Annotated in this window: 17 protein-coding genes; 15 read left to right on the forward strand and 2 right to left on the reverse strand. The window is 47.1% G+C overall.

Going from position 1 to position 15,602, the window contains the following annotated elements:
• The first annotated feature begins 39 nt into the window (after positions 1–39).
• The 14 genes from phnH to EJ063_RS05685 all read left to right on the forward strand — a co-directional run bounded on the left by phnH (position 40) and on the right by EJ063_RS05685 (position 11,903).
• Positions 40–678 carry a phosphonate C-P lyase system protein PhnH gene (phnH, locus tag EJ063_RS05620; RefSeq protein WP_126573011.1) on the forward strand — a complete coding sequence of 213 codons (639 nt, stop codon included), beginning with the start codon at positions 40–42 and terminating at the stop codon, positions 676–678.
• Complete coding sequence (locus EJ063_RS05625) at positions 663–1,745, forward strand: carbon-phosphorus lyase complex subunit (protein ID WP_126573012.1); 1,083 nt, start codon at positions 663–665, stop codon at positions 1,743–1,745. Before phnH ends, EJ063_RS05625 begins: the two co-directional genes overlap by 16 nt.
• A complete protein-coding gene (locus EJ063_RS05630; RefSeq protein WP_126573013.1) occupies positions 1,742–2,626 on the forward strand; it encodes an alpha-D-ribose 1-methylphosphonate 5-phosphate C-P-lyase PhnJ in 885 nt (294 codons plus the stop codon). Before EJ063_RS05625 ends, EJ063_RS05630 begins: the two co-directional genes overlap by 4 nt.
• On the forward strand, positions 2,623–3,438 hold the full coding sequence (phnK, locus tag EJ063_RS05635) for a phosphonate C-P lyase system protein PhnK (RefSeq protein ID WP_126573014.1): 816 nt from the start codon (positions 2,623–2,625) through the stop codon (positions 3,436–3,438). Before EJ063_RS05630 ends, phnK begins: the two co-directional genes overlap by 4 nt.
• 10 nt (positions 3,439–3,448) lie before the next feature.
• Positions 3,449–4,162, forward strand: a complete 714-nt coding sequence (gene phnL / locus EJ063_RS05640; RefSeq protein WP_126573015.1) for a phosphonate C-P lyase system protein PhnL — start codon at positions 3,449–3,451, stop codon at positions 4,160–4,162.
• A 13-nt stretch (positions 4,163–4,175) separates the two neighbouring features.
• Complete coding sequence (phnM, locus tag EJ063_RS05645) at positions 4,176–5,309, forward strand: alpha-D-ribose 1-methylphosphonate 5-triphosphate diphosphatase (protein ID WP_126573016.1); 1,134 nt, start codon at positions 4,176–4,178, stop codon at positions 5,307–5,309.
• Between the two features lie 2 nt (positions 5,310–5,311).
• Positions 5,312–5,983 (forward strand): ribose 1,5-bisphosphokinase, encoded by a 672-nt coding sequence (phnN, locus tag EJ063_RS05650; protein WP_126573017.1) that lies wholly within the window; start codon positions 5,312–5,314, stop codon positions 5,981–5,983.
• On the forward strand, positions 5,980–6,747 hold the full coding sequence (gene phnP, locus EJ063_RS05655; RefSeq protein ID WP_126573018.1) for a phosphonate metabolism protein PhnP: 768 nt from the start codon (positions 5,980–5,982) through the stop codon (positions 6,745–6,747). The genes phnN and phnP overlap by 4 nt, the downstream gene beginning before the upstream one ends.
• Entirely contained in the window at positions 6,744–7,397 is a 654-nt protein-coding gene (locus tag EJ063_RS05660; RefSeq protein WP_126573019.1) for a DapH/DapD/GlmU-related protein, read from the forward strand. The genes phnP and EJ063_RS05660 overlap by 4 nt, the downstream gene beginning before the upstream one ends.
• A 351-nt stretch (positions 7,398–7,748) precedes the next feature.
• Entirely contained in the window at positions 7,749–8,588 is an 840-nt protein-coding gene (phnC, locus tag EJ063_RS05665; protein WP_126573020.1) for a phosphonate ABC transporter ATP-binding protein, read from the forward strand.
• An 80-nt stretch (positions 8,589–8,668) separates the two neighbouring features.
• Positions 8,669–9,589: a phosphonate ABC transporter substrate-binding protein gene (phnD, locus tag EJ063_RS05670; RefSeq protein WP_126573021.1), complete on the forward strand. Its 921-nt coding sequence runs from the start codon at positions 8,669–8,671 to the stop codon at positions 9,587–9,589.
• Between the two features lie 99 nt (positions 9,590–9,688).
• A complete protein-coding gene (phnE, locus tag EJ063_RS05675; RefSeq protein ID WP_126573022.1) occupies positions 9,689–10,561 on the forward strand; it encodes a phosphonate ABC transporter, permease protein PhnE in 873 nt (290 codons plus the stop codon).
• Positions 10,561–11,430 carry a phosphonate ABC transporter, permease protein PhnE gene (gene phnE / locus EJ063_RS05680; RefSeq protein ID WP_126573023.1) on the forward strand — a complete coding sequence of 290 codons (870 nt, stop codon included), beginning with the start codon at positions 10,561–10,563 and terminating at the stop codon, positions 11,428–11,430. The genes phnE (EJ063_RS05675) and phnE (EJ063_RS05680) overlap by 1 nt, the downstream gene beginning before the upstream one ends.
• A 2-nt stretch (positions 11,431–11,432) precedes the next feature.
• Positions 11,433–11,903 carry a GNAT family N-acetyltransferase gene (locus EJ063_RS05685; protein WP_126573024.1) on the forward strand — a complete coding sequence of 157 codons (471 nt, stop codon included), beginning with the start codon at positions 11,433–11,435 and terminating at the stop codon, positions 11,901–11,903.
• Between the two features lie 219 nt (positions 11,904–12,122).
• Here EJ063_RS05685 and EJ063_RS05690 read toward each other — a convergent pair whose 3' ends face one another.
• The gene (locus EJ063_RS05690; protein WP_208640342.1) at positions 12,123–12,602 is read right to left on the reverse strand and encodes a VOC family protein; all 480 of its coding nucleotides are present in this window, start codon (positions 12,600–12,602) and stop codon (positions 12,123–12,125) included.
• Between the two features lie 98 nt (positions 12,603–12,700).
• Positions 12,701–13,513: an AraC family transcriptional regulator gene (locus tag EJ063_RS05695; RefSeq protein ID WP_126573025.1), complete on the reverse strand. Its 813-nt coding sequence runs from the start codon at positions 13,511–13,513 to the stop codon at positions 12,701–12,703.
• Between the two features lie 599 nt (positions 13,514–14,112).
• On the opposite strand from EJ063_RS05695, the gene EJ063_RS05700 reads away from it, so the two are divergent.
• Positions 14,113–15,378, forward strand: a complete 1,266-nt coding sequence (locus EJ063_RS05700) for a RidA family protein (protein ID WP_126573026.1) — start codon at positions 14,113–14,115, stop codon at positions 15,376–15,378.
• Positions 15,379–15,602: the final 224 nt, after the last annotated feature.

Consider the following 15,602-nt stretch of genomic DNA (forward strand, 5'->3'; position numbering starts at 1 on the left):
ACGAATGCTAGCCCAGCGCTAGCTTTATGGAATATCAAGATGAATACAATTACCACCGCATTTCCTAACGCGGTACATGATAGCCAACACTGCTTTAGGCAGCTGCTCACCGCACTGTCAGAACCAGGTAAGTTGATTACCCTCGACCGCTGTTCAGGCTTTAGCTCAATGCACAGCGCAGCAACGCAAACTTTGCTGACATTGACCGACAACACGACTCCGCTATGGCTATCAAAAAGCTATGCCTCGCAAAGCACGCTAATTGAAAATTTACGCTTTCATTGCGGAGTGTCGATTGAACCTTCACAAGAAAAAGCCAGCTTCGCTGTCATAGCAGAGCAAGACCTTGCTGAGTTCTCATGGGGGGATGCAGCCTTCTACGTAGGTAATGAAGAATACCCAGACTCGTCAACCACGGTGATTGTTGAACTGAAGGCGCTTTCTCTTGCGTCAGAGCAAACGACAAGCCAAGTGCTGCGCTTAACCGGTCCTGGAATTAAAACTCAGGTTGAGATCGACAGTGACTTAATGCCAGCGTCACTTATCGCGTTTTTGGAGCAGCGCCAAGACCAATTTGCCTTTCCGATCGGTATTGATTTACTGCTTGTTAGCGGTGAAGCGCTACTCGCCATTCCACGCACAACCAAGATTGAGGTGACCGCATGTACGTCGCAGTAAAAGGTGGTGAAAAGGCCATCAATAACGCTCACCAGTTACAAGCGAAGAAGCGCCGCGGTAATAGCGATATCAATGAACTCAGCGTTGAGCAAATTTGCCAGCAGCTCGCAGGGTCGGTTGACCGAGTGATGACGGAAGGTGGCATCTACGACCCTGAGCTTGCCGGACTTGCGGTAAAGCAGGCCAATGGCGATCTGGTCGAGGCTATTTTCTTGTTACGCGCTTACCGTACTACGCTACCTCGTTTGTCGGTGACGCAGCCTGTCGAGACCAGCCAGATGCGTATCGAGCGCCGAATCTCTGCCATCTATAAAGATCTGCCGGGCGGCCAAGTGTTAGGTCCAACTTACGATTACACACACCGATTGTTGGACTTTACTCTGCTCGCGGAAGGTGAAACCCCACACCTTGATTCTTCTGAATCAGAACCAATGCAAGCGTGCCCACAAGTGATGGAAATGCTTGAGAAGCTCGATCTGATGACAGTCGAAGCAGATGACGAAAAAACACCGCAAGATATCACCATGAATCCGGTGACTTACCCATGTGACCGCAGTGCACGTTTGCAAAATCTTGTCCGTGGTGATGAAGGCTTCTTGTTGGCCTTGGGCTACTCAACGCAACGTGGCTATGGGCGTAATCACCCTTTTGCTGGTGAGATTCGCATTGGCCAATGTGCCATGTCACTTGTGCCTGAAGAGTTGGGCTTTGCGATTGATATCGGCGAGATCGAGTTGACCGAATGTCAGATGGTGAACGAGTTCGAAGGAAGTAAAACCGAAAAGTCGAAGTTCACTCGCGGCTACGGTCTCACCTTTGGCTCAACCGAGCGCAAAGCGATGTCGATGGCATTGGTAGACCGCGCTCTTCAGGCGCCCGAATATGGCGAGATGGTTGATGGCCCAGCTCAAGATGAAGAGTTTGTGCTCTCTCACTCAGATAACGTTGAGGCGGCCGGCTTTGTTTCTCACCTTAAACTTCCACACTACGTAGATTTCCAATCAGAACTGGAATTGCTGCGCAAAATGCACAAAGAGCACGACAGTAGCAAGGAGAATGAGTCATGAGCATGGTTTCAACTGCCGAACAAGGTATGGCGGGCTACAACTATGGTTACCTTGATGAACAAACCAAGCGCATGATCCGCCGTGCATTATTAAAAGCCGTGGCTATTCCGGGCTATCAGGTGCCATTTGGTGGCCGCGAGATGCCAATGCCGTATGGGTGGGGTACCGGTGGTGTGCAGGTTACAGCCGCAATAATCGGCACCAGCGATACGTTAAAGGTGATAGACCAAGGCGCTGACGACACGACCAATGCAGTCTCGATTCGTGAGTTCTTCAAATCGGTCGCCGATGCTAAGACGACAGAAAAGACGTTAGATGCGAGCATCATTCAAACTCGTCACCGTATCCCCGAGACGCCACTAGAGAATGGGCAGATTCTGGTCTATCAGGTGCCAATCCCTGAGCCACTTCGTTTTATCGAACCCCGTGAAACCGAGACGCGCAAGATGCACGCATTAGAAGAGTACGGGATCATGCACGTCAAACTGTATGAGGATATTGCTCGATTTGGCCATATCGCAACCTCGTATGCTTACCCAGTGTGCGTTGACGATCGCTACATCATGGACCCATCGCCAATTCCCAAATTCGATAACCCGAAGATGGATGAGATGGAAGCCCTGCAACTGTTTGGGGCAGGTCGTGAAAAACGCATCTATGCCATCCCACCTTATACCAAGGTTCGTAGTTTAGATTTTGATGACCACCCATTTGAGGTTCAGCGCTGGGACGATTGCTGCGCGATCTGTGGGTCTACCCATACCTTCCTTGATGAAGTCGTAATGGATGATGCTGGCAACCATATGTTTGTTTGCTCCGATACCGATTTCTGCCAAGAGCAAGTCGCTAAAAATGAAGCTGTACAGGAGAGTTTTTCATGAGCAACCCATCAATGAACATCGACATGGAAACCCCGTTACTGTCTGTACGTGAACTCTCTATGCTTTATGCGCCGGGTAAAGGTTTTACCAATGTCAGCTTTGACCTTTTTCCAGGAGAAGTCCTTGGCATCGTTGGCGAGTCTGGTTCAGGCAAGAGTACTTTACTTAAATCCTTGTCGGGTCGCCAAACTCCAGACAGTGGTGAGGTGTTGTATGTGCGTGGTAGCGGTGACCAGCAGCTTAGCCAATTAGCTGATCTTTATAAGATGGCAGAAAGCGAACGTCGCCAACTGCTGCGCACAGAATGGGGCGTTGTACACCAACATCCAATGGATGGTCTGCGCGCGCGTGTTTCAGCTGGCGGTAACATTGGTGAACGCCTAATGGCAGTCGGGGAGCGTAACTACGGTGATATCCGAGCAGTGGCGGCCAAGTGGCTGAGCGATGTTGAGATCCCAACCGATCGCATTGATGACATGCCAACGACTTTCTCTGGTGGTATGCAGCAGCGCTTGCAAATTGCACGCAACCTCGTGACTTCCCCAAAGCTTATTTTCATGGATGAGCCAACCGGAGGGCTGGATGTGTCTGTTCAGGCCAAGCTGCTTGATTTGCTGCGCCGCTTAGTGACCGAACTCAACCTCTCGGTGGTGATCGTGACTCATGATTTGGCCGTTGCACGTCTGCTGGCACACCGTCTGATGGTGATGCGCCGCAGTGAAGTGGTTGAGATGGGTTTGACCGACCAAGTGCTCGATGATCCACAGCACCCATACACACAGTTACTGGTCTCTTCGGTATTGCAGAATTAGGAATAAGCAGATGACAAATCAGACCAAAATCAAGGTGTCGAACGTAAGCAAAACCTTCGTTCTGCATAACCAAAATAGCGTGGCACTTGAAGTGCTAAATGGCGCAGAGTTTTCCGTTGCGAGCCACGAGTGTGTGGTACTAAACGGCAGCTCAGGTTCAGGAAAGTCGACGTTGCTGCGTGCTTTGTACGCCAACTACCTTGTCGACAGTGGTGATATCGAGGTGTTGCACCAAGGTCGTTGGGTCAATATTGCCATTGCTCAGCCGCGCGAAATCATCAATGTACGCAAACACACCATCGGCTGGGTTAGCCAGTTCTTACGTGTGATTCCACGCATCAGCGCATTAGAAGTGGTGATGCAACCGATGCTAGAAATGGGCGGCTGCCCACAAGAGGCAGAGCAAAAAGCAAAGCGGTTATTGACTCGTCTCAATGTACCGGAGCATTTGTGGCACCTTGCCCCAGCAACCTTCTCGGGTGGTGAGCAGCAGCGCGTCAACATTGCTCGTGGTTTTATCGTCGATTACCCAATCCTGTTGCTCGATGAGCCAACCGCCTCTTTAGATGCCACCAACAGTGCGGTTGTCGTGAGCTTGATTAATGAAGCTAAACAACGCGGCGCCGCTATCGTGGGGATTTTCCACGACCAAGAGACAAGAGGCCAAGTCGCCGACCGTTTGTACGACGTCAAGAAAACACAATCCATGGCAGCCTGCGCATAAGGGAGATAGCAGCATGATCATTACCAATGTCAATCTAGTTCTAGATAACGAAGTTGTAAAAGGCTCGGTTGAAATCAAAGATGGCATCATTACCAGTATGTCTGATACCCAAAGCCAACTTCCTCAAGCGTTTGATGGTGAAAATGGCCACCTAATGCCGGGGTTTATTGAGCTGCATACAGACAACCTTGAACAGTACTTCACTCCACGTCCTAAAGTGGATTGGCCGCCATTTTCTGCCATGAGTGCTCACGACACTCAATTGATCGGCTCTGGGATTACGACGGTACTTGATGCCGTTTGTCTGGGGGATTATCGAGATGAGAAACGCCAAGCCAACCTTGAGCAGTTCATCAATACCGTGGTTGAAAGCCAAAAGCGCAACTTAACCCGCGCTGAACATCGCCTGCATCTACGCTGCGAAGTGCCACATGAAAGCACAGTGCCAGCATTTGAGAAGTTTGTGAACCTACCGGAGGTGCAGCTCGTCTCCCTGATGGATCACGCGCCTGGTCAACGTCAATTTGTGAACCTTGAGGCGTTCAGAACCTATTATCAGGCCAAGTACAACTTAGCGGATCATGAAATGGAAGCGTATGAAGCTCGCCAAATATCGTTGTCAGAGCGTTGGTCGAGCCAAAACCGCAACGAGATCTGCCGTCAATGTCGTGAGCTAGGCATTCCAACCGCAAGCCATGATGATGCGACCGAAGCGCATGTCACCGAATCGAAAGAACTCGGTATGGTAATAGCCGAATTTCCGACCACGATTGAAGCGGCAAAACGCTCCCACGAGTTAGGTCTTAAGGTGTTGATGGGCGCACCTAACGTTGTCCGTGGTGGCTCACATTCCGGTAACGTGGCGGCGCATGAATTAGCGTCACTAGGGGTGTTGGATATTCTCTCTTCCGATTATTACCCAATGAGTCTTCTGGAAGGCGTTTATATGCTAGCCGCCGATGAGCGTAACAGCTTGACGTTGTCACAAGCAGTAAAGTTAGTGACTAAGCACCCAGCACAAGCACTCAACTTAGATGACCGAGGAGTGATCGCCGAAGGCAAGCGTGCCGATATGGTGTTAGCCCATAAAGTCGACGGCCACCCATTGGTGAAGCGTGTTTGGCGTCAAGGCAAGAAGGTTTTCTAACAATGGAAAAAACACTTATCAAAGAAGCATCCTCGGATGCTTCTTTTGTTCCTAGCAGGCAGGGGCTTATAGGTAAGCTTTTCTATGTCGTTGGCCCATCAGGTGTCGGCAAAGATAGTCTGATAGAAACCGTGCGCCATCGTTATGTGGATCAGTTTATGGTTGCTCATCGCTACATCACTCGGTGCGCTAATGCTGGTGGCGAGAATCATGTCGCGCTGAGTGAAGCTGAGTTTTCTTCACGCAGAGACAATCAACTCTTTGCGATGCACTGGGTAGCCCATGGCAATCATTATGGTGTCGGCAGTGAGGTGCTTTCTTGGCTAGAGCAAGGCCACAACGTCATCTTAAATGGCTCTCGGGCTCAATTGGCTCAAGCTCAAGCGGTTTTTGGTCAGGCATTAGTTCCGATGGTTGTCACGGTTGCACCAAGTGTTTTAAGGCAGCGTCTAATACAACGAGGACGTGAAACCGATGAAGAGATCGAGCGCCGTTTATTGCGAAGCCAACAGTTTTGTTTGGGCGATGTTGAGGGAGTCTTTGAGCTCGACAATAGCCAAAGCCTAGAGCAGGCCGCAGAGCAATTTTGGCAAATCCATCGAACCGTAACCTTAGGAGCTAATTACAGCGTGAGTCAAGGTGATGGTGTGACTGGCAAGGAGTACACAGCGTGAAACTGACATTATTAGGCACGGCGGGTTCAGAGATGATCCCGGTATATGGATGTGAATGTTCGGTTTGCATCCAAGCTCAAAGCGATACTTCGTTGAGAAGAGAAAAAGCGTCCGCCTTGTTAGAGCACAATGGTCAGAAGTTGTTGCTCGATGCAAATGCGCCGGATCTGCTCAAACGGTTTCCATCTGGCAGTATAGACACGATCTTACTAACGCATTACCACATGGATCATGTGATCAGTCTGTTTGACCTTAGAACGGGTAAGGGGCCGACGATCCCCGTGCTCTCACCAGATGACCCGATCGGTTGTGATGATCTCTACAAGCATCCCGGTTGTTTGGATTTCTCATCTCGAACTCAGCCCTTTGAATCCTTTTATTGGCAAGGTATTACCATTACGCCACTGCCGTTGATTCACTCCAAACTCTGTTTGGGTTATGGCTTTGAGTATCAGGGAAAGTGCTTTGCTTACCTGACGGATACCAACGGTCTGCCACCGGAAACAAAAGCGTGGTTAGCACAACGTGATGTCGAGTGGATGATCATCGATTGTAGCTTTCCGCCAATAGACTGCGAGCAGACACGTTTGTCGAAAAACCATAACGATATCTACCAGATTCTGGATGTTTTCGAGTGTTGTCAGCCTGTCAATATGGGGCTAACTCACCTTAGCCATACCTTACTTGAGTGGGCGCACGATCATCCAAATTTCTTTAATCAAAGTCTTCACCTGCTTAGGGACAATCAGGAGATAAAAATATGAGCCCATCTGTACCAAGCCAACCTGAATCAGCGCAGCTTTCTCATCAACCGCAAATTGCTAGCTGTTCTCGCATTCACAACACGACGCTCGGGCGTTGGACTGAGATCGCAGAGCGCTGCAAGCTAAATAATGTTTCAGTGGGCGATTACAGTTATATCCAAAATGACTGTGATTTGATGTTCACCGATGTCGGAAAATTTACCTCAATCGCTTCATCAGTCCGTGTGAACCCAAGCAATCATCCTTGGTGGAGGCCCACCTTACACCACTTCACCTATCGACCGGGAAAGTATGGGCTAGGGGAGAGTTCTCAGTCACTCGATGACGAGGTATTTGAATGGCGTGCAGAAGACAAAGTCTCCATTGGTCACGATGTTTGGATTGGGCATGGTGCGATCATCTTGCCGGGAGTGACGATTGGCAATGGTTCTATTGTCGGCGCTGGTAGCGTAGTGACTAAGGATGTTGCACCTTACACCATTGTGGTTGGAAACCCAGCCAAACCTCTACGTTCTCGTTTTGATGATCCAACAATCGCGCAGCGTTTAGAAGCTCTCGCCTGGTGGGATTGGCAAGATGCACAAATTGCACAAGCATTACCATTGTTCCAAAAAGGCGCGGCAGAGTTCCTTAGCGTTTTTGAGCAATAGCGTTCACCTTATCATAAGCGTTTAACGGGTTTCGATTGCCGACGAAGCCCCCTCACGTTCCATCCACGTCTGCGGCGCTTCTTTTCCCTATGGTTCAGCCTGTTTCATGACCAACTGATTACAGATAAGTGTTAGATAGATTCTGTTTCTTTGTTGTCATAGCTGATTAAATTTTATGTGCCCACAACCCCTCTGTTGGTCAGTAAGTTTATGTAACTTAGGAAAAAGAGGTCGTGGTGTTTTATATCTGTCTAGAGCATTAATTAACCTAAGTGTCATTAAATTGAACAATTTCCTTCAACTATTTGAATTGTAATTGCTCCAGTATTTTATAGATCATGGAGAAACATTATGGCAATGGCTGCACCGCTATTTGAGGTCGTCAATGACCCCTTTGAAGCACCGTTAATCGATCTTGGGCGCAAGGTGCTAGAGGTCCAGAATCTGACTAAAGCGTATCAGCAAGAGAAACTGGTACTGGACGGGATTAGCTTCGAGCTGAGAGCGGGTGAATTTGTTGCTGTAGTGGGGCGCTCAGGAGCGGGTAAATCGACGTTATTGCATACACTGAACGGCACAATACCCGCGACCAGTGGGCATATCCTTAACGTCCATACTGACCTCACTACAGACGATGTACTGAGCATGAACCGCAAAGAGCTCCGCAACTGGCGCACTCACTGTGGCATGATTTTTCAAGACTTCTGCTTAGTGCCTCGCTTGGACGTTATTTCGAATGTACTGCTTGGCCGCCTCAGCTTTACCTCTACGTTCAAGTCTCTGCTTAAAGTGTTTAGCGACAAAGATCGAGCGGAAGCCATCGAACTCCTCAAATGGCTCAACATGTTGCCGTATGCACTTCAGCGCGCTGAAAACCTATCTGGTGGTCAGCAACAACGTGTCGCGATATGCCGCGCCATGATGCAAAAACCTAAGATTCTTCTTGCCGATGAGCCAGTCGCTTCACTCGATCCTAAAAACACAGTCCGCATTATGGAAGCGCTACAAAAAGTCGCCTCCGATGGGGTTGGTGTGATGGTGAATCTGCATTCAATTGAACTGGTTCAACAGTACTGCACACGAGTTATCGGTCTAGCAAAAGGTCGGGTGATTTATGACGGCCATCCATCTGGATTGAATGAACAGATTTTGAACCAGCTGTACGGTGACGAAATCGATCAGGTGAGCTAAACGCAGCTCAATAGTTTTTATTCCACTTAATACACGCAACGAGCACAAACGCTCAAAATCTTTAGAGTTAAGGATAGAAAATGAAAAAGGTATTTGCCCTAGGTATGATCGCAGCTTCAATGGCGACTTTTAATGCTCAAGCAGCACCAAAGGAAATCAACCTCGGTATTCTTGGTGGCCAAAATGCAGCTCAGCAAATTGGCGACAACCAGTGTGTAGCAGAGTTTCTAAAAGAAGAGTTGGGTGTTAAGACAAACATCCGTAACTCAACGGATTACAACGCGGTAATCCAAGGGCTACTAGGCAACAAGATCGACCTAGTCATCAATATGTCTCCTAAGTCTTTTGCCGAAATCTACCTAAACGACCCAGACGCAGTCGAGCTTGTGGGTATCACGGTTGACAATACCGATGATTCGCGTGGTTACCACTCGGTGATCTTGGTTAAGTCTGACAGTGAGTTCAAATCCATTGAAGATCTAAAAGGCACAGATTTCTCATTTGCTGATCCAAACTCGACGTCTGGTTTCCTTATTCCAAACAACCAGCTTGAGCAATCGCTAGGCGGTAATATGGATAACGCGTACAACGGCTACTTTAAGTCAGTCGGTTTCTCTGGCGGCCACGAGCAAGACATCGTTGGTGTTATCAATGGCCAGTTTGATGCAGCGGTCACTTGGTCTTCAATGCTAGGTAATGAGAATGAAGGCTACAGCGCGGGTGCCATCCGTCGTTACCTTGATCACGATAAAGATCTAATGAGCAAAATCCGCATCATCTGGAAATCGCCATTGATTGCAAATGGCCCAACGCTGGTAAGCAATAACCTTGAGCCTAAGTTCAAAGCAGACTTAACGGCAGCAATCAAGAAGCTATCTGCGGAACAAAATGAGTGTTTCAGCAAAGCTGCGGGTGGCACGCTGCACCTAGCGGATACAAACGTTGCCGAATACCAATCGATCATCGACCTGGTTAAAGCGACGAAATTCGCTAAGCGTTAAGCCTTCTCTATGCCCCTTGCGGCTTAGCTTACTCCCCACTGCAAAGTGAACGTGGTTGGGGAGTAAGCTCTTCACTATTTTTGTATCTTTGGATTTGTTATGCAGTTCGAACACTATTATCAGCAGGTTCGCCGTAAACAGAAAACCGACGCATTCATGTGGTCAGGGATGTTTATGCTGCTTTATTTGCTTTCTGGACACTTTGCTGAGTTTAGTCTCCGCCAGATTATTAATAACGCCCCGTCGCTTTTTGATTATATCTACGACACCATTCCAGACCTTTCTTGGCAGCATCTGTTTGCGGGCCGTGATGAGGCTGGTCACGCGGTACCAGGGTCACTGATTTATTGGGGATATCGCCTGCATATTCAGATCCCACTCCTTTGGGAAACCATCAACGTCGCGATGGCAGCGACATTGGTCTCTTCTGCAGTTGCTATCGTTCTTGCCTTTTTGTGTGCAAGTAATGGTTATGCGCCAGCGTCAGTTCGTGTTGGGGTGCGTTCATTTGTTGCCTTCTTACGTACGATGCCCGAGCTGGCATGGGCGGTGATGTTTGTCATGGCTTTTGGTGTCGGTACTTTCCCTGGTTTTGTTGCGCTGACACTTCACAGTATTGGTAGCCTGACCAAGCTGTTTTATGAGTCTATTGAAACCATTTCTGACAAACCAGTTCGCGGCTTAACATCCTGTGGCTCAAGCCCGATTCAGAGAATCCGTTTTGCTTTTTGGCCTCAGGTTAAGCCAACAGTGCTTTCGTTTGTTTTCCTACGTTTTGAAGTTAACTTCCGTTCGTCAACCATCTTAGGCCTAGTCGGCGCTGGTGGTATTGGTCAGGAGTTAATGACCAATATAAGTTTAGGTCGCAATGACCAAGTCAGTATTACCCTTATGCTGATTATCATTGTGGTAGGCATTATCGATTCGCTGTCTGGTGTCTTGCGAAGAAAAGTTATCAGTGGTGGCGCATAATGGAACAGCAAGCAATTACCCAAATCAAACAACAAAACGCTGAGGTCTTTTCCCTGCAAACTCGCTATCTGCGTCTAGTGGCGCTGACGGTTGCCGTAATCATCGGTTACTACTTCCTGTTTTTCTCCGTTTATGGCGTCTCTGAAGAACAGTTTGCGATGGGTTGTGAAAAAATTGGAACGTACTTCCTAAGCATGTTTGTGTGGCGAGACTTCTGGGACTGGCCGTTCGAGTACTACTTTAAGCAAATTGGTATCACGCTAGCGATTGTATTTGGTGGTACTTTGACCGCATCGGTTGTGGCACTGCCTTTGTCCTTTCTGGCGGCTCGCAATGTGATGACAGGTCCGTTTCGTATTGCAGCGACCTTTATGCGCCGTATCTTCGATGTGTGTCGAGGTATCGATATGGCTATCTGGGGCATGATTTTTGTGCGTGCCGTAGGTCTTGGTCCGTTAGCAGGCGTCATGGCCATTTTTGTTCAAGACTTAGGTTTATTCGGCAAACTCTACGCTGAAAGCCATGAAGCTGCTGACAAAAAACCTTCGCAAGGCATGACATCGGTAGGCGCGAATAGCCTACAAAAGCATCGTTTCTCTATCTTTACTCAATCATTCCCAAGCTTTTTAGCCCTAACGCTTTACCAATTGGAATCGAATACTCGTTCGGCAGCGGTATTAGGCTTTGTGGGCGCGGGTGGTATCGGCTTGGTCTATGCAGAGAATATGCGTCTTTGGAATTGGGATGTCGTCACCTTCATCACATTGGTGCTGGTGGTGGTGATCATGATTCTAGATAAGGTATCGAGCGTCCTACGCCAGAAATACATTATTGGTGAGAACATTCCGCTTTATAACCCGAAGGCTTAACCATGGAAATATCAATTCTAGCACCGCTTAACGGCGAACAACTGACTTCTGAACTTCTTACTTCTGAACTTCTTACTTCTGAAGAGCGGGCTGCACTGGGCGTTTTACAGCAGCTTAGGCCAGAATTTTCAATCCAAGAGCTTGCGATCAAGGTTGCCCGTCAGCAGGAATATGGCTATCAACTGGCATATCTGCAGAAGGAGGGTGTTTGCGCTGCAGTTTGCGGATTTAACGTTGGAGAAAAGCTCTCGTGGGGCAAGCACATTTACATCGATGACTTTGTCACCAATAGCGAGAGTCGTTCTGCGGGCGTAGGCAAGTTCTTCCTTGATTGGGTTAAACAATATGCTGAGAAAAATGGTTGTCAGCAAGTACACCTAGGCTCTGGAGTCAACCGCTTTGGCGCGCATAAGTTTTACCTGCGAGAGGGCTTTAAGATATCCAGTCACCATTTTATGTGCAGTGTGCTTTAAAGTGTGCACCTTTGAGCTAGTCGAGTAGGCTAGCTCAGACATGTCCCTTGATGGGTTACGCTTTGAAATTCGAACACAGCCGCCAGAAATGATTAAAAAATTAGTCGAAAGGCGATGTAAAGAAGGCAGAGTCAAGAACGCTGCCTTCTTGGAAAGTTTGGCTATGCGTAAAATGCGACCAGTCAATGGTCACCTTATCTGAGCCAGAGAGGGGATGAATCAATTGGGAGAATGTAACCCTATTCTGTTTCCTTCAGAATCAAGGAAAATGGCAAAAAATCCACTGTCATCGGCATGAGCTGTTTTAGGGATAACAATCTCCCCGTGATTTTTCACCACTTCATCAAGAACAACCTGTAGGTTGTCTCCTCCGTTTAGATAGATAGTTACGCCACTTGATGAAGGCTGGAAACCTTCTTCTTTTAAAATAACGCCAGTAACTGACTGATCTTCATAAGGGAATATGCCCATTTCCATACCTGGCATTTCCATTTTTTCTATATTGATGGCCAGAATAGCCTGGTAGAATTCGATCGCTCTTGAAATATTTAATGCTGGAATTTCAAAAATAGAAATATAGCTGTTCATACCTTCTCCTTTTTGACTCATAGCGGAATCGCGGTTTTTCTGATTCCATCCGGTTTGTGTTGCAACAAACAGTGGAGCCAAAGCTAACGTTGCAACGCTAAGGCTCGTCATGACGTTACTTATGTAACCTCATACCTACTGATTGAAATGCTAAGGAAAGATTACGTATTCGATAGAAGAAGGAATTGTAAAAATGCGACAGATTAAATTCACTTATAGAAAATAGAAGAAAGAGCCATGTTCTTATTTCCTAGAAATTCTTTTGGGCTGACTCCGGTGAATTCTTTGAAATCTTTGATAAAGTGCGACTGATCGTAGTAATCATTCTGATAAGCGATGTGGGTAAGGCTTTCCTCTTCGTTAAGCATCGCTTTTAAAGCAGTTTGAAGCCGAATCAATTTACCTAGTTGTTTCGGGCTGACGCCAACTTGTTTTACGAACATCCTCTCAAGTTGTCTTCTTTTGGATAAATCCTCTTTGAGGAGCGTGTTAATCGACGCACTTCCCTTTGTTGCGAATAGAGCATCTATTGTTGTTTTGACGATATTATCCAGCGTCGTCTGTTCATTGAGCTTGTTGAGAAAAAATGACTCGATTATCTTTATTCTTTGCTCCGTATCTTCGGCGCGGATGATGTCTTGTTCCAACTTCTTAGCCGCTTTTTCCTCGAACAATCGAGCTAAGGGTGTCTCGGTATTTGCCAACGCCTTGATAGGTCCATTTACAAAGTTAGCAAATCCATAAGGGTAAAAACGAATGGCGAATGTGTTGACGTACCCCGTCGGTTCAATATAACAAGGTGCGATGGTATGACCCAGTACCATCGCTCTAGGCTGTATTATGAAGCTATCTTCAGAGGTATATCTTTTTATATCGTCTCCAAGAATAAATGCCATTTCGATGGTACCGTCTGGAATGATTCGTTGTCTTTGAGTGTCTTCCGTTTTAGGGACTTCCAAAGTCCAGTAGCAACTGATTAGCGATTCTAGCTCTCGGTGTGGCTGAAAGGTCTGATAATTCACAAGCGATTCTATTCCCTATCTTATGCCGCCTCCCAGGCAGCTTCCATCCATCATCAAATAATATTTCAAAAGAAACAGAGCCGTCTACTTAACTTTCCACAAACTAACCTTATCGAAGGAAACACTTGCGATCTCATGCTTCAACGCATTTTTGTCCAATAGAGGATCATATCCAGTTTATAAAAGAGTCAACGAAGTCCGTTGGCTCTTTTTTGTACGCTTAAGAAACATTATGCGAAGAGGGCTCGTTTTTCTGGATATTATTCAAGGAAGCGAATCTCTCGCGCTGGATTACTGTGAACGAACCATCAGATTCCGACAAAATCTTTCGCTTTGAGCTGCCGACGGTGGGGTATTTAGTCAAGACTGACGAATTAAAAAAGCATGAAAACAGAGATAATCACCAATTCTCTCGGTGCGGCTGAATAATTAGATTTTGCTTGGTTAATTATCCAAAAACGCAAGAGTCGAACGCTCAAATACTCTTTGAATATCATCACATTCACGCTTACTAAATTTCCCTAGTATCAGGTCATCAACTAATACCAATAACGCTTGCCGACACTGTTTCGGTATCAAGATAAAGGATAAATATAAAAATGACTGACGTGATCATTAAAGCTTCAAGAAACACTGAACATGCACCTATCTGCGAATACTCTACGCAGTCAGTGGCGTTCTCACACTACAACAACATCTCAGCGCAGTTGCCGATTGATGCAACAACGGGTGAAGTGGTTGTGGGTGGCGTGAAAGAGCAGGCACATCAATGTTTATTGAACATTAAAGCGATTGTGGAAAGTATCGATCATGTCATGGATGACGTTGTAAAACTCAATATCTTCGTGAAAAACATTGCGGATGTTGAAGCCATCGATGAAGCGTATCGCACGTTTTTCTCGGACTACATGCCAACACGCACGATCATTGCTGTTGCGGCTTTGCCAAACAGTGATGCACTGGTTCAAATTGATGCGCTGATTTCAAACGGCGAGGGGACATACCCTCAAGAAGCTTGCGCCTTGATTAAACTGGCAAGAAACACCGAAGCGGCGCCATGTAACGCTCTTTCTACTCAGACTGTCGCGTTTTCTCACTACAACAATATTTCAGCTCAGTTGCCAATCGTACCTGAAACAGGGGATTTGGTAGAGGGCGGCGTGAAAGAGCAAACCGCGCAATGTTTGAGAAACGTAAAATCCATTTTAGAAAGTATTGATGTACCGTTCGATGACATCGTTAAGGCAACCATTCACGTAACAGACCTTGCTGATGTGGACGCAGTGAATGAAGTTTACACCACTTTCTTCCCTGACTCGGCGATTGCGCGTACCGTCGCTTATGTACCGGCTCGTTCGATTGTTGCGGTCGAAGCATTGCCAATGGAGGCGAAAGTACAAATCGATGTGGTGATTTCTCATGGTGATGGCACTCCACCGCAAGAAGTTGAAGATCGCCACGGTATCGTGATTCGTGCCAACAACACCGCTGAAGCGCCGCTCAGCCCTTACTACACCCAAACGGTGGCGTTCTCTCACTACAACCATATTGCGGCGCAGCTACCGATCGATTTGGCAACGGGCAAGTTGCTTGAAGGTGGCGTACAGCAGCAAGCGAAGCAATGTTTAACCCATGTTCGTTCAATTGTCGAAAGCATCGGCCATGTGATGGATGATGTGGTTAAAGTGAACCTTCAACTTCGTGATATGGCAGACCTAGATGCTGTGAATGATGTGTACACTTCGTTCTTTGAGAACGAGCTGCCAGCAAGAACGGTGATTGGTGTGAGCGATATTCCTATGGGGGCAGCTGTCCAACTGGATGTGATTATTTCGAATGCTGAAGGCACGCCACCAGCCAAATAACATCACGTCATAGGTAATTATGAATAAGGTGCGAGTTCTTTTTACTCGCACCTTTTTGTTTTTATCGGCTTTTATTTGACTTGTTATTCGATTTGGTTGAGTGAGAAATGCGAGTCAAAAGGATATACCCCAAAACGGTGTTTGATGAGGGAGAAGTATCGTTAAGTCATGATTTGCAACACTGATTTCATCACCTAGTTTTATCAAAACACTGTATAATTTAT

Origin of the sequence: Vibrio aquaticus (assembly GCF_003970385.1) — a bacterium.
Classification (GTDB): domain Bacteria; phylum Pseudomonadota; class Gammaproteobacteria; order Enterobacterales; family Vibrionaceae; genus Vibrio; species Vibrio aquaticus.